Raw genomic sequence first — 13948 nt, 5'->3', positions numbered from 1 at the left:
ACCGTTTGTGATTGAAGGCTTCCGTTTGACTCAAAACGTAGATAAAAATAATCTTTTACACCGCTTAAAACCCTGTAAATATAAAGGCTTTTGAGGACGATATAGAATGTATGGTGATCCGTATAACAAAAGAACTTTAAAAATAAAAATAATGTTATTGACAGGTAATGAAAGCGCTATTATAATCATAATCAATCAAGGATGATCACAAATGATCAAATGTAATCACTGAACGTATACACCAGGATCACCCTCGATACCATGGGTTATGATTATATATTGAGCAAGCAGACAGGCGGTGATGTCCCTGTGCTTTTCGAAGAAGAACGAAAGCATAAAATAGTCGAATACGTACGCAAGAATCATCGGGCATCCGTTCAGGAACTGGGAGAGACTTTTGAAGTATCCGATTCAACGATACGACGTGACCTCAAGGAACTCGAAGATGCAAGACTATTGAAGAGGACGCATGGCGGAGCGGTTTCCCTGCAGAGTGTGAACTTTGAACCGAACATGGTGGATAAGGAAGATTCCTACCGGGAGGAAAAGCAGCGCATTGCCCGCAGGGCAGCCGAGATGATCAATCAGGGAGATACCGTTTTGCTGGATTCGGGCACAACGACACTGCCGCTGGCAAAGGAATTGCGACACCGATCAGGCATTCGGGTCATCACCAATTCGGTAATCGTACTGGGGGAGTTAAAAGATTGCCGCAATATCGAGCTGTCGATTATCGGTGGTCTGCTGAGGCCGGATACACAGGCATTTGTAGGACCGATGGCAGAGATGGCACTGGATATGGTAAGGGTGGACAAAGCTTTTATGGCAACCAACGGCCTGGACATTCGGGAAGGCATTACCACCCCGAATCTGACCGAAGCAGCGATCAAGCGCAAAATGATCGATATTGCCAAGCAGGTTATTCTGCTGGCGGATCACAGCAAAATGGGCGGTATTGCCTACGCCAAATTTGCCGATTTGAACGATATCGATTACTGTATTACGGATGGGGGAGCACCGATTCAGATGGTGAATGAATTGCGCAGACTCGGACTGGATATGATTGTCGTCTAATGCGCTCCATTAACAACTGATTTGTAAGCGCTATATTAAAAGGTTCCATGTGTCCATGAATGATATGAACAGAAGGGGATATGAATATGAAAAAATTATTGGCTGTTACCGCTTGTCCGACTGGTATTGCCCACACGTATATGGCGGCAGAATCGCTGGCCAAAGCGGCAAGAGAACGGGATATCGAGATTAAGGTGGAGACGCGCGGTGCTGTAGGCGTAGAGAATGGACTCACTGCCCAGGAGATTGCCGAAGCACATGCCATTATCGTAGCGGCAGATACCGATGTGGATGAAGAACGCTTCGCCGGCAAACCGGTTGTACGCGTACCTGTCGCCCAGGGAATTAAAATTCCGGGCGAACTGATCACACGTGCACTGAATATGGAAGCTTCGAATGGTACAGCCCCTGTTCGGACAGAAGAAGTGATTGGCGGCGGCAAGCAGCAAAATATGTTTTACAAGCATCTGATGAACGGCGTATCCAATATGCTGCCGCTCGTTATCGCCGGTGGATTGATTATCGCCTTTTCCTTCCTGTTTGCCTTTACCAAAGGCGGAGTGGATCAGGTAGAAGGTTCATTCGGAGCTGCATTGTCCACTATTGGCGGCGCTTCGATGGGATTGATGGTTGTTATTCTGTCCGGTTTCATTTCCTTCTCAATCGCCGGTAAGCCGGGTCTGGCACCGGGTCTCGTCGGCGGGGTACTCGCCAAGGATATGGGCGCAGGCTTTATCGGCGGCATCATCGCCGGTTTTATCGCCGGTTATGTAGCACACTGGCTGATCAAGAGTATCAAAATGCCCAAAAACTTTGAAGGTCTCAAACCGATTCTGATTGTTCCGGTATTGTCTGTTTTGATTATCGGTCTGCTGATGGTTTACGTTATAGGTGAACCGATCCAGTGGATTCTGGAACAGCTGACCGCATGGCTGACCAATATGGGAGCAGGTAATGCCGTACTGCTCGGTGCCATTCTCGGTGCCATGATGGCACTCGATATGGGTGGTCCTTTCAACAAAACTGCGTATACGTTTGCAGTAGGTCTGCTGGGGGCATCGATCTTCACCCCGATGGCAGCCGTTATGGCAGCAGGGATGACACCTCCACTGGGAATCTGGCTTGCTACCCTGATCGCCAAGAATCGCTTTACCAAAGAAGAACGTGAAGCAGGCAAAGTCGCTTCCGTACTCGGTCTGTCCTTTATTACCGAAGGTGCTATTCCTTTTGGTGCCGCAGATCCGATTCGTATCATTCCGGCTTTTATGGTCGGTTCGGCAGTAGCCGGCGGTCTGTCGATGCTGTTCGGCGGCGGTCTGCATGCACCGCATGGCGGCGTGTTCGTACTGTTCATCCCGAATGCGATCGATAACCTGGGCTACTATGTATTATCCATCGCAATTGGTACGATCGTGACAGCACTGATGGTACTGCTGCTCAAACGCAAAGTAACAGCCTAAGCAAAATAGAACAAGCAGGCGGCCGGCATTTCAACCGGCCGCTGTCCATACAGAGCAGTAATCTGTACATCATATATGCCCAAAAAACTACCACTCTAAACCAGCAGTATAACGTATATCCAAAGGAGCCGAATCTCATGAACATCCATGAACTGCTAAGCACAGACAGTATTTTTCTTCCTTCAACTGCAGCGACCCGGGAAGAGGCGATTCAGCAAATGGCTGAAGGCATGCATGCCGCAGGAGCAGTGACCGATACGGCAGCCTTTATTCAGGCGGTAATTACGCGCGAGCAGCAGAGTTCGACCGGTATTGGTTTTGGCGTTGCTATACCGCATGGCAAATCGGCAGGCGTAGTCCGCGCAGCCCTGGCGTTCTCCCGTTTCCAGCAGCCGCTGGAGTGGGAGTCGCTGGACGATCAGCCGGCAGAAATGGCTTTTATGATCGGTGTTCCCGAAGCCAACGCAGGTAATGAACATCTGCAGATTCTGGTGGCTCTATCACGCAAGCTGATCCATGATGAATTCCGTGCCGAACTGCTGGGTGCCGGCAGCAAGCAGGAAGTGATCGATATTCTGAGCCGGCATATCGGCTAAAATAAGTACTTGATTCACCGTTCGCCAAGACAGCTTCCTATGGATGCTGTCTTTTTTGTTGTCCGCTCTCCTGCAAATGCAGGGTTTATTCACTTAACAAGCTGTTTAATGATGCATGTAGCTGTATACCAGTTTGTTATGTACATACTTTTGGAAACAGCCCATGAAGGAACGTATTAGTATGGTATTTGCAGCTGCAATCGCAGTTATTTTGGCCATACGGATACGAATACCAATCCGAACAGAAAGGTGGAATATAATGAATAAATGGCAGGAATTCCGGCAGGCTTCAAGAATGCACTTTGTGCCACTGATGGCGATCTGTATCATACAGGGGACACTGGCCGCCTGGGTCTGGAATGGAACGTTTAATGTATGGATTGCACTGATTACGATGATCGGAGCCTGTGCAGCACATATTTTTTCCATGATGATCAATGATCTGTGGGATTATCGCAGCGGTGCAGACCAGGCCGCCTATGAATCGGATGAAGCGATTTCGACCGATTCGGGATATCTGACTTCCGGCAAATGGAGTGAGCGCAATTATGAAATTGTCTCCTGGTGTGTACTGGGAGTCGCACTGATCTGTGCGGTGGTGCTGTATGTGATCAGCGGCTGGGGAGTGCTGCTGCTCGGCGGACTGGGCTGTTTTATGGCGCTGTTTTATGTGGTGCCGCCAGTACGCTATGGATATGTCGGCAAAGGCATGAGCGAGATGGCACATCTGCTGTCATTCGGTATTTTTCCGGTAATGGGTTCCTATTATGTGCAGACCGGCTATTTTGATCCCCGGCTGTGGGTTTTGTCTCTGCCTATGGGAATACTGACCACGCTGACTTTTTTCAATCATCACTTTTTACACTGGAAAACGGATCAGCAGGTGGGCAAGCGTACTCTTGTCGTCAGATGGGGGGTTACCAAATCATTCTACTTCTCTGTGGTGCTACTGTCGCTTGCTCTGCTGAGCATTGTAATGTGTGTAGTGACTGGTGTTATCCCGGTCTATGGTATTCTGGCACTGATCGTCGCCTGGCCGCTGTGCCGCATGTACAGCGAGATGAAAGGCGAGAAGCGCAATCTGCAGAATCATCAGCGTCTGCTCTGGCTGTCGCTGCGGACTTCTCTGCAGTTTGGCGGTCTGCTTATTCTGCTGCAGCTGATCAGTCGCTGGTTTGGAACCTGATGAACCATCGTTAGCTGATTATTTTCGGTATCTGCAATCAATTGAAACAGCAGCAGTATAAAATGCACAGAAATAGATAGTATTATTGACAGCGCAGTCCTGGATCCAGCAGGCTGCGCTGTTTTGTTTGGTATAGCGATAGTCGGATTATGGTCTAATCCGCTGTTTTGCCGATGAACTTGGGAATTGGCATAGACATCCATGCAAAAGTTTCTTAAAATGTATGTACAACTATATTTAAAGTTAATAAATCCAAAAAGTCATACATACAAGTATAAGACGATTTGGAAATGTAAGCGGTATCTTATTGGGTTGGGCTCTCGATGATCATCAGCGAATCCGACCGGCGTATCCACTAATGTAGTACAATAATACAAAATCCAATTTATACGTTCGGAGGAACCATGGCCGCAAAATACAGACAAGTAAGAGATGAAATACTGTCCTGGATTCACTCTTCCCGATTGCTGCCGGGCAGTCGTCTGCCATCTGAACATGAGATTGCCGAGCAGTTCAGTGTCAGCCGGCAGACCGTGCGTCAGGCATTGGGAGAGCTGGTGCGTGAAGGCTGGCTGAACCGGATGCAGGGAAAAGGGACATTTGTAGCCGATCCGGTCGCCAAGCCGCAGGAAGATAACCGGATCGTCGGGGTCATTACAACTTATATCTCCGATTATATTTTCCCGCAGATCGTACAGGGAATTGAGACCCGGCTGCGTGCAGAAGGCTATCGGCTGCTGTTGGCGAGTACCGAAAATGATCCGGTCAAGGAGCGGGAATGTCTGGAGATGATGCTCAACCAGTGTCCGGCGGCACTGATTGTGGAGCCGACCCGCAGCGGGGAACGCAGTGCCAATCTCAACTATTTCCTGACGATGGAGAATCGTGAAATTCCCTATCTAATGATCAATGCCAGCTATGAAGAGATGGATTCGCCCTGTCTGCGGATGGATGACGAACAGGGCGGATTCCTGGCGGCAGAGCATCTGATTGAACTGGGCCACCGTCGGATTGCTGGCTTTTTCAAAACGGACGATATGCAGGGAGTACGCCGGATGCGCGGTTTTGTCGCCGCTCACCGCAAATATGGCATCCCGCTCCAGCCTTCGTTGATCTTCACCTATACTACCGAGGACAAGCATATCGCTCCGCTGGAGCAGACCCAGCAGCTGATTCGTCAATCCGAACCTGACCGGGCGACCGGCTGGGTGCTGTATAATGACGAGCTGGCGATCAATTTGTTGCAGATTGTCCGTGAAGCCGGGTTGTCCGTACCGGATGACCTGTCCATGGTCGGATTTGACGATTCTTTCCTGGCGACAGCGACAGAAGTGAAGCTGACCACATTGAGCCATCCGAAGCATGCGCTCGGAACAGCTGCTGCCGATATGATTCTGCAAATGATGAACGGTGCCAGCAGCTGGGAGGAAAAAATTCATACTCCCGAGCTGATTCAGCGGGATTCGACTTCGGCACCTGCGGTCGTATCCCGCTGAGACATGCATTTTGTAAGGGTACGTATTGGTGTAAAAGCTGGTCTGACGCTGCTGACCGGGACGGCCAAAAGATAACTCTACTTCTGGAGCCAATTTCCGACAGTATACAGATCAGCGGCAGGGATAGGTGATCTACACGGGTAAGAACTGCATAAAACGCATCTGATCCAGAGTGGATTCATAGTTAGCTATTGAATGTCAAGACAAGTAAAGCCCCACCTGACACCCAAAATGGCGTGAAGGATGGGGCTTTCTTTTTATTCTGGACAGTGGACTCTATAGACGTCCCTGTTTAAAGCTGTATTTCTGCAAATTCCTGTTCAGTCTGCTCTCCCAGCACACAATCAGCGAACAAAACGGATTTGGGAATGCGGAAAAACTGTTCCGTTTTTTCCTGAAAAGCAGGTGATGGCAGAGTGGCTTGATGCAGCCATTTGCGGAAGGTTCCCGGATGAACGCCAATCCAGTGGCTCACATCGGTAACGGAAAGATCGTGGACCATACATAAGCCGGTAAGAATATGATTACGCACTGGTGAGCGTGTAATGGTCCGTTTCATAAAACGGGACGGGGCCTGCTGGCAAATCACCGGACTATTATTGATCACCTGTTGGTTGAACAGGATATGATGCGGGTATCCGAGTTCCCGGCAGACCTTTTCAAGATTGGCTTTGCCCGGTAGACGGCCTTCGTAGACCCAGGCACTAACACTGCGCGATGAGACCGATAACCGTTCCGCAAGCTCGGATAACTTAATATCCTTTACCATCAGTACAGCCAGTAAAACGCGATTGCGGACCTGGCAGCGTGTAGGTCGACGGAATCTCTTCACGCGGACACCTTTGCCGAGGTATTTACGGTTGATCAGAGACCAGGCCTCTATAAAATGTCGTTCTGGTTGATTAGGCATATTTCCTCCGATAAATAATTATTCATATTTTTGCAGGTGGTTTTATGGTCCTTTCAACATCCTACAACACACTGACACTTGTTTCAAGAAGACTTTTACTAAAATAATTACCTTTCTTAAAGGAAATTTAACATAATAATTCGACTTTGATACAAAATGACATAAACCTGAGTATTATTGTCCGACAATAAATTGTTTTTGGCATTCAAGGAGAAAAATGGTTTTATAAATTGAGTATAATTGTATTGTAAAAGGTTGTTTTAATCTTTATTTATTGCATTTTAACCATGGAAAAAAGCAATAAAGTGATACAAATCTCGTCTATACGGGTACATAAGAATAATGACCAGTAGCTCTATCACTGGATCGATTGCACTATGTAAATAGCAAATATCGTTCATAATTTAGGGAGGTCAATACTTATGAGTACAAACACGCAAATCCAAGCCGAAAAACGTGAAGAAACAAAACATTCCGCCATCCGTGAGCTTCGTCAAAGCGGACGTACACCTGGCGTAGTATATGGACCTGATCTGGGAAGTATCCCGGTGCACGTAGATAGCAAGCAGCTGCAAGCTCAGGCTCGTCGCGGAGGCGCAGATATTTTCTCGCTGACACTCAGTGACGGCAAGAATGTACAGGTACTGCTCAAGGATATCCAGCGCCAGGAAGGACGCATCCTGCACGTAGACTTTATGCAGGTATCCTCCAGCAAATCCATCAGCATTAACGTACCGCTGGATTTCCATGGTACAGCAGCCGGTACCAAAGCAGGCGGTGTATTCCAGCACCAGACAACAGAACTGGCATTGTCCGGTCTGGCCAAAGACCTGCCAAGCATACTGACCGTTGATGTATCCAATCTGGAAATCGGCGACAGCATTACAGCCGGTGATGTGGAACTGCCATCCGGTGTCACTCTCGATTCCAATCCGGAAGAAATTATCGCTTCCGTAGCCGTACCGCGTGTAGCGGATGAAGATGTAGAAACGCCTTCGACCGATGAAGGTGCTGCATCTGAAGGCAGCGGAGACGCCGAGTAATTCAGGCATATGCACCATATGCAATGTTCCGGATGCAGAACTGGACAGAGCTATCGGAGCATATACTATGAATGCAGTTATTTTATGATTAATACAGAAGGGAGCCTCTTTCATAGAGGTTCCCTTTATTTCTGCACCTGCGGGTATAAAAGATTTCATTTAATAAATGAGGGTGGAATATGATACCATAATAAAGTACATATTCCGGTGAACCGCATGCTGGAATGGAATCCCAACTATCAAAGGAGACATTCTTGTTATGATCAAACATATTGTACTGTTCAAATTCAAAGAAGCTTCCCCGGCCGTGATCGATACGGTTGTTTCCGGACTACGCAATCTGGAAGGCAAAGTGGAATCCCTGCGTTCGATCGAAGTGGGGATTGATCTGGTTCGCAGCGAGCGTTCCTATGATGTGGCTCTTGTGACTACATTTGATGATATGGATGGACTGCAGGCTTATCAGGTTCACCCGGAGCATGTCAAAGTAAGCGATTATATTGGTACGGTCAAAGAATCTACGATTGCTGTTGATTACGAATATTAAGGCGGTGCTGCACCATGTATTATGTCAATCGTGAACAGATCGAACGCCGAATTCGTGCGCTGGATGATGTACGAACCGCATTGACACAAGTAGCTTCCGGTTGGGATGGCAGTCTAACCTCCGGCATGGTGCAGGAGCGTGCGCTGCATCTGGCTGTGGAGTGTGTAACCGATATTGGCAGTTATCTGATCGATGGATTCATTATGCGGGATGCCAGTAGTTATGAAGATATCGTGGATATTATGCTGGACGAGAAGGTCGTCGATCCGGATACCGCTGCCCGGCTGATGGAGCTCGTTCGTCTGCGCCGTCCGCTCGTGCAGGATTATTATGACTGGCCGCGCAGTGAACTGCATCCGCTGACACCGATTATGCCGGAAACGCTGGATACTTTTATCCGGCAGATCAGTAGCTATCTGGATCAGGAGCTGGGAACATCCACATCCTCCTGATAGCTTCAGCAGCTGGCAATATTTGCTGCTTATATGAGTTTGAATTTACATCCCCAACCGGATAAGCTACAATAACGGTATTATTAAAGGGATGATGTGACCCTTTTCGCTGACAACGGCGAACAGGGTCATTTTTATTTTAATGCAAGGGGGTCAGGGGATGAAATCCAACCAGGAGCCGTCGACCCGGCGCACCATCATGATGATTTTAAAAACCCGGGGCCCGGCAAGTGTAGCCGATCTGGCCGGTGAACTGAATCTTACCGAGATGGCGGTTAGACGTCATATTCAGGCGCTGGAGCAGGAAGGCATGCTGCTGGCGGAGACGGTAAAGATTCCGACAGGACGACCGTATCTGCGCTTTCGTCTCAGTGAACGGGCAGAGGAGCATTTTCCGCATAATTATCACCAGCTGGCGCTCGATTTGCTGGATGAGCTGGGAGAAGAAGAGATTACCAGAGTATTTGAAGGCCGCAAGCGCAAGCTGCTGAGTCGTTACCAGCCGCTGATGGAACAGCAGACTCTGGGAGAGCGGGTCGCCACATTGACCGAGATTCAGCACAATAGCGGATATATGGCGAGGTATGAGCAGACCCGTCCGGATGAATTTACGATCTATGAATTTAACTGCCCGATTAACCGGGTGGCCGATCAATATAATGTCGCCTGTCATTGTGAACAGGAATTGTTCGAGACCCTGCTGGGTGCCAAGGTGACGCGCACTGAATGTATCGCCAAAGGCGGACAATGCTGCATCTACCGTATACAGAAATAAAAAAGCAGCCTTTTCTCGGAATGAACCGGGAAAAGGCTGTTTTTTGTAAACATGAACAGTACTGGATTCATATGCCGTTGAGCCTGTATTTCACGGAATTTTTGATTCCAAAGACATAAATATGTGTCCGTTTTCACAAAAGTGGGATAATTGCTATCTGTGTGGGTAATATAGAGCAGAGTACATTTTACGAGAATGGGAGAGATAATAATGGAACAGCAAACATCGAAATTGGTATACGGTATGATCGCAGGAGCATTGATTGGCGCAGGGGTAGCAGCACTGCTGTCTCCAAAAACAGGCAGAGAAATGCGTGCCAGCCTGATGGAACTGGCTGAGCTGGTCAAAGAAAAAGGACCGGTTATGAATGAAAAAGGCCATGAAGTTACCGAGAAAGGCCGCGAAGTGGTCGAGGTAGTCAAAGAATCCATCGGCGTAGCCAAAGAGTGGAAAGAGCAGATTCAGACGGCTACGGAAGAAGTGAAAACAGAACTGGCCGAGTTCAAGGAAAGTCAGGACGAAGACAGCAGTTCGGATCAGTCTTCCAATTCCAGCTCTGCTGGATCAGCTTCATCTTCCAGCAGCACATCGACCGGATCTTCCACACCAACAGGCGGTGCCAAAACAGGTACAACGCCGCCAGCCGGCATAAACAAAAACAGCAACTACAGCGTCTAATCCGCACATGACGGATAATGGACCGAATGCAGATATAAATCAAAGCGCCCATCCAGTGGATGAGGCGTTTTTTTATGGAAATAAGATGCATTTATAATTTCAAATACTGATTGAAGCGTTTATATCACCAGATACTATGGTTAATTATGTAAGTAATTAAAAGGAACGGACTATACGACTAAAGGAGGTGTATTTCTGATGAAATACAGGATTATCGCATTGCTGATGGCCTTATTCCTCTATATATTCGTACACCTGAATGATACGGGTACAGTGCACAAGTCGTATACGTACAAGCAGGCAGCCGCAAGCGCTTCGTACAGCAAGTCTTTAGCTGTCCAGCAGGATGGACCGTTTTATTATCCATGGCGGATGTGGAGACAATTATTCAGCCCGGATTAAAATGAATCTTTTGTGCCAAAAAATGAAACTTTTTGACAGCCAAACGTATTATACGAAGAGATGTCCCTGTGTCAGCTACGCTTTGGGTGTGCGATGAGGATGTCTTTTTTTGCAGAAGGATAAATTAATTCTAATTCATATATATAAGGGAGAGATCTGACTTGTCAAAATGGACCCGATTATTCTCGGCCAAACAATGGATGAACGTTTTCAGAAAATTGCCCGGGCTTCTGACTTCCAGAGAGCTTCCGCTGCGGGAGAAACTGCTGTTTGCCATACCGGTACTGGTATACTGGGTAATGCCCGATGTGATGCCATTTATGCCGATTGACGATATTGGAGTGACGCTGCTCATGATGAACTGGTTCGTATCCAGAGCGGAGACCAAGCTGGCACCGATCGACTATAATCCACAGCGCTAAGGCTTGGTTTATCCTTGCGTAATGCAGATGCCAGTTATACAATAGTAGTATTGTGTCCTGCTCTGCTGCAGGCAAGTTGATTCCAAGGAGCTGATCTCATGAAAGTCAAAATTACCCGTAATGCTGCCAAAGTTCTGAGAAAAGAAATAGACAAGCCGGAAAATGAAGGCCTGAAACTGCGCGTGTTTGTTACGCATTCTCACGGAGATCATGTGCATTATGGTCTTGACCTCGGCGAGCCGCAGGCGAACGAAGTCATCGTAACTACCGATAAAGAAATTGATGTGGCTGTTGATCCTAACGAATCCTGGCTGGATGGCGTCAAAATCGACTATCTGTACACCGGAGAAGAAGGCTTTGTCATTACGAATCCTTCCAAAGGCGACCACGGTCATCATCACCACTAAGATGATCAAGAAGGGACATTTTCATGGCTAACGATATACGCGTATGTGATGAATGCAATCATATCCGTCTGAAAACGATACTACCCAAGCTCGAAAAGCTGGCACCGGATGCCGAAATCAAGATCGGCTGCAAATCCTACTGCGGGCCCTGCGCCAAGCGTGCCTTTGTATTTATCAATGGCAGATACGTCAGCGCTCCAACCGAAGATGAAGTACTGGAGAAAGTCGCCAAGTTTGTCAAAAAGCCTTCGGCTCAAGCATAAACTGTAGCGTCTGATCCTTTGCAATCGAACGTTCCCATTACAGCTGATAGTTCAGCAGCCATAGACGGCTGCATTCAGTGGTGATGATCAACAAAAGCCTCCGTTCTACTACTCCTGCGGGAGAAGTGAACGGAGGCTTTTTGGTTTAGGATTACTTTATAAAAAGCAGAAGTGCAGGCTTGCAGTATCCGGATGATCGACTCTGCTGCTTTATTTGGCAGCTGCCTCATTATGGAACTTACGAATCAGATCATGAGTGATCACTTCATCCGAGACGTTCAGCCGCTTCTGGGCTTCATCATAACTGTCACGTGCGCGCTCGACATCCGTAAGCTCACGGGTCTTCATATCATAGGCGGTACCGTGTTCGAAGATACCATCCGCTGACGGGATGTAGAACACTTTGCCATCGGTAAAGGCTCCGGTACGCAGCACGACCAGTTTCTTTTCCTTGTCATTGAACATGTCATTGCCCATCAGGTAATACGGGCTGGCATTCACACCAAGCAGATGCAGGATGGATGGCGTCATATCCAGCTGTCCGGTTGGAATGTTGTACGTACCGGCATGTTTGCCATCCGGCAGGTGAATCAGCATCGGTACCTGATTCATGAGCTGTTCCATATCCAGATCGGTCAGCGGCTTGCCGAGAAATTCTTCCATCGGTGCCTTGTCCTTGAGTGAATTGTCATGATCGCCGTAGAACAGCAGGATCGTATTATCCCACAATCCCTTGTCCTTCATTTCCTGTTCCATTTCACCAAGAGCGGCATCCACATAATGAAGAGACTGGATATAGTCGCCAAAGGTTGTACCGGTTAGATCACCCATATCCAGCTCCTGTACCGAAGCGGGCAGTGTATACGGGTGATGGCTGGACAGCGTGATCAGGAACGAGTAGAAAGGTTGCTTTTCGGCAGACATTTTCTCGATTGACTGGCGGAAAAAGGATTTGTCACCGAGTGACCAGCCAAGCGGTTCATCGATCGTAAAGTCCTCTTTGCTGTAGAAATGGTCATAGCCCATATTCTGGTACATGACCGAGCGATTCCAGAAGCTTGGCTCATAGGCATGGAATACATACGAACCATAGCCCTGTTTGTGGAGAATCGATGGCAGTGTATCATATTGATGATCCGCATACCGGGTGAAAATGGAACCGGTCGGCAGCGGATGCAGGGAAGCATTGGAAGCCATATCCGCATCGGATGTGCGCCCCTGTCCGGTCTGATGATAATACTGGCTGAAATACATGCTGCTCTTCATCAGACGATTGATGTTGGGTGTGATCTCCTGGCCGTTAAAGCTTTTGCCGACCACAAAATTCATAAATGCTTCACCCTGCACAACGATTACATTGCTGTCCTTGTAGGCACCAAACAGGGCATCGTCGCCTTTTTGAGCACGATTTTGCTGCTTGTCGTCAAACCACTCTTTGACTTCGTCTGTCGCCTGGGCGGACAGTTGGTTGCCTTTGCCCCAGTGATCCTGTGCATAACGATATACATCATAGCCATGGAAGCCGAGCAGTCCGGTTACATTATACAATGACATATTCCACCAGTTGCCGACGAACAAGCCAACCGCCCATGTAGACGTGGCATATTTGATCGGGGCAAAAGTCAGCACCCATCCGAGCGTGAAAATCATAGCTCCCTGAATAAGACGTGTCACGACACGACGGCTGCGGCTCTGTGCATAACCGTTATCCGCTCTGTACGTGCCGGCACGGTAGTCACGGCGACGTCTGATTCGGCGTACGATTCCATATACCGCTGCACCGATCAGTACGATCCAGTCTGCGAACAGCCATACATCCGAAATATGGATTAGTTCACGGATGCTGCCGCCCAGTGATTCGACCTGACTGGCCTGCATCAATACCGGAATCGTAATGAAATCCTGGAAATAACGGAAGTAGACCAGATCAGAGAACATAAGGAAGCTCAGCAGCACATCCAGTACAATTAGTGCGGCGATACGTCCTCGTCTGGGCAGCCATAATGTCCAGAACGAAGCCAGCAGCACCGAACCGAGTGCAGTGACTTTATCAAGTGTATTCATATCAATATTTTGCACATGCAAGTTACTGTGCAGATAAATCAATTTGCCCATCATCAGGATCAAAAAGAGAAGATAGTCTATTCTGACCGGGGCAAAGGGCCACAGTATACGCTGAAGCCAGCTTTTTCGCTGTGGACGGGAAGATAGATATTCCAAAATATAGCCCCCTTGCT

The 13948-nt window shown here is 48.1% G+C and carries 16 protein-coding genes; 14 read left to right on the top strand and 2 right to left on the bottom strand.

The genetic code is table 11. The features are described from left to right. Window positions 1-261: 261 nt before the first annotated feature. The 5 genes from M1D61_RS14850 to M1D61_RS14830 all read left to right on the top strand — a co-directional run bounded on the left by M1D61_RS14850 (window position 262) and on the right by M1D61_RS14830 (window position 5812). Window positions 262-1074, top strand: a complete 813-nt coding sequence (locus tag M1D61_RS14850) for a DeoR/GlpR family DNA-binding transcription regulator (RefSeq protein WP_458119417.1) — start codon at window positions 262-264, stop codon at window positions 1072-1074. 86 nt (window positions 1075-1160) lie between these two features. Further along, window positions 1161-2534, top strand: a complete 1374-nt coding sequence (locus M1D61_RS14845; RefSeq protein WP_458119415.1) for a PTS fructose transporter subunit IIC — start codon at window positions 1161-1163, stop codon at window positions 2532-2534. 137 nt (window positions 2535-2671) lie between these two features. Next, window positions 2672-3130, top strand: coding sequence for a PTS sugar transporter subunit IIA (locus M1D61_RS14840; protein ID WP_458119413.1), 459 nt, complete (start codon window positions 2672-2674; stop codon window positions 3128-3130). Between the two features lie 259 nt (window positions 3131-3389). Then, the gene (locus M1D61_RS14835) at window positions 3390-4316 is read left to right on the top strand and encodes a prenyltransferase (protein ID WP_458119411.1); all 927 of its coding nucleotides are present in this window, start codon (window positions 3390-3392) and stop codon (window positions 4314-4316) included. Window positions 4317-4720: 404 nt separating this feature from the next. Further along, on the top strand, window positions 4721-5812 hold the full coding sequence (locus tag M1D61_RS14830) for a substrate-binding domain-containing protein (RefSeq protein ID WP_458119409.1): 1092 nt from the start codon (window positions 4721-4723) through the stop codon (window positions 5810-5812). Between the two features lie 292 nt (window positions 5813-6104). Here M1D61_RS14830 and M1D61_RS14825 read toward each other — a convergent pair whose 3' ends face one another. Further along, complete coding sequence (locus M1D61_RS14825) at window positions 6105-6722, bottom strand: XRE family transcriptional regulator (protein WP_458119407.1); 618 nt, start codon at window positions 6720-6722, stop codon at window positions 6105-6107. Window positions 6723-7144: 422 nt separating this feature from the next. Here M1D61_RS14825 and M1D61_RS14820 point away from each other — a divergent pair, with 422 nt between their 5' ends. From M1D61_RS14820 to M1D61_RS14780, 9 genes are all read left to right on the top strand, one after another. Continuing rightward, the gene (locus tag M1D61_RS14820; protein ID WP_458119405.1) at window positions 7145-7765 is read left to right on the top strand and encodes a 50S ribosomal protein L25; all 621 of its coding nucleotides are present in this window, start codon (window positions 7145-7147) and stop codon (window positions 7763-7765) included. Between the two features lie 259 nt (window positions 7766-8024). After that, window positions 8025-8312 carry a Dabb family protein gene (locus M1D61_RS14815; RefSeq protein ID WP_046215624.1) on the top strand — a complete coding sequence of 96 codons (288 nt, stop codon included), beginning with the start codon at window positions 8025-8027 and terminating at the stop codon, window positions 8310-8312. Window positions 8313-8326: 14 nt separating this feature from the next. Then, window positions 8327-8764 (top strand): DUF86 domain-containing protein, encoded by a 438-nt coding sequence (locus tag M1D61_RS14810; protein ID WP_458119403.1) that lies wholly within the window; start codon window positions 8327-8329, stop codon window positions 8762-8764. 160 nt (window positions 8765-8924) lie between these two features. Next, entirely contained in the window at window positions 8925-9539 is a 615-nt protein-coding gene (locus tag M1D61_RS14805; protein ID WP_458119402.1) for a helix-turn-helix transcriptional regulator, read from the top strand. Window positions 9540-9749: 210 nt separating this feature from the next. Then, window positions 9750-10217 (top strand): YtxH domain-containing protein, encoded by a 468-nt coding sequence (locus tag M1D61_RS14800; RefSeq protein ID WP_458119400.1) that lies wholly within the window; start codon window positions 9750-9752, stop codon window positions 10215-10217. Window positions 10218-10415: 198 nt separating this feature from the next. Continuing rightward, the gene (locus M1D61_RS14795; protein WP_458119398.1) at window positions 10416-10619 is read left to right on the top strand and encodes a hypothetical protein; all 204 of its coding nucleotides are present in this window, start codon (window positions 10416-10418) and stop codon (window positions 10617-10619) included. A gap of 200 nt (window positions 10620-10819) precedes the next feature. Continuing rightward, a complete protein-coding gene (locus tag M1D61_RS14790) occupies window positions 10820-11041 on the top strand; it encodes a hypothetical protein (protein WP_046215691.1) in 222 nt (73 codons plus the stop codon). Window positions 11042-11139: 98 nt separating this feature from the next. After that, on the top strand, window positions 11140-11448 hold the full coding sequence (locus tag M1D61_RS14785) for a HesB/IscA family protein (RefSeq protein ID WP_458119397.1): 309 nt from the start codon (window positions 11140-11142) through the stop codon (window positions 11446-11448). A gap of 23 nt (window positions 11449-11471) precedes the next feature. Next, window positions 11472-11711, top strand: a complete 240-nt coding sequence (locus tag M1D61_RS14780) for a YuzB family protein (RefSeq protein WP_046215629.1) — start codon at window positions 11472-11474, stop codon at window positions 11709-11711. A gap of 210 nt (window positions 11712-11921) precedes the next feature. On the opposite strand, the gene M1D61_RS14775 is transcribed toward M1D61_RS14780, so the two are convergent. Beyond that, window positions 11922-13931, bottom strand: coding sequence for an LTA synthase family protein (locus M1D61_RS14775; protein ID WP_458119396.1), 2010 nt, complete (start codon window positions 13929-13931; stop codon window positions 11922-11924). Window positions 13932-13948: the final 17 nt, after the last annotated feature.

Source organism: Paenibacillus sp. Z6-24, assembly GCF_054161335.1.
This window is presented reverse-complemented; position numbering and strand designations above follow the sequence as displayed.

Coding starts and splice junctions, on each gene's coding strand:
- M1D61_RS14850 (WP_458119417.1), top strand. CDS start 262: ATGGGTTATGATTATATATTGAGCAAGCAGACAGGCGGTGATGTCCCT.
- M1D61_RS14845 (WP_458119415.1), top strand. CDS start 1,161: ATGAAAAAATTATTGGCTGTTACCGCTTGTCCGACTGGTATTGCCCAC.
- M1D61_RS14840 (WP_458119413.1), top strand. CDS start 2,672: ATGAACATCCATGAACTGCTAAGCACAGACAGTATTTTTCTTCCTTCA.
- M1D61_RS14835 (WP_458119411.1), top strand. CDS start 3,390: ATGAATAAATGGCAGGAATTCCGGCAGGCTTCAAGAATGCACTTTGTG.
- M1D61_RS14830 (WP_458119409.1), top strand. CDS start 4,721: ATGGCCGCAAAATACAGACAAGTAAGAGATGAAATACTGTCCTGGATT.
- M1D61_RS14825 (WP_458119407.1), bottom strand. CDS start 6,722: ATGCCTAATCAACCAGAACGACATTTTATAGAGGCCTGGTCTCTGATC.
- M1D61_RS14820 (WP_458119405.1), top strand. CDS start 7,145: ATGAGTACAAACACGCAAATCCAAGCCGAAAAACGTGAAGAAACAAAA.
- M1D61_RS14815 (WP_046215624.1), top strand. CDS start 8,025: ATGATCAAACATATTGTACTGTTCAAATTCAAAGAAGCTTCCCCGGCC.
- M1D61_RS14810 (WP_458119403.1), top strand. CDS start 8,327: ATGTATTATGTCAATCGTGAACAGATCGAACGCCGAATTCGTGCGCTG.
- M1D61_RS14805 (WP_458119402.1), top strand. CDS start 8,925: ATGAAATCCAACCAGGAGCCGTCGACCCGGCGCACCATCATGATGATT.
- M1D61_RS14800 (WP_458119400.1), top strand. CDS start 9,750: ATGGAACAGCAAACATCGAAATTGGTATACGGTATGATCGCAGGAGCA.
- M1D61_RS14795 (WP_458119398.1), top strand. CDS start 10,416: ATGAAATACAGGATTATCGCATTGCTGATGGCCTTATTCCTCTATATA.
- M1D61_RS14790 (WP_046215691.1), top strand. CDS start 10,820: ATGAACGTTTTCAGAAAATTGCCCGGGCTTCTGACTTCCAGAGAGCTT.
- M1D61_RS14785 (WP_458119397.1), top strand. CDS start 11,140: ATGAAAGTCAAAATTACCCGTAATGCTGCCAAAGTTCTGAGAAAAGAA.
- M1D61_RS14780 (WP_046215629.1), top strand. CDS start 11,472: ATGGCTAACGATATACGCGTATGTGATGAATGCAATCATATCCGTCTG.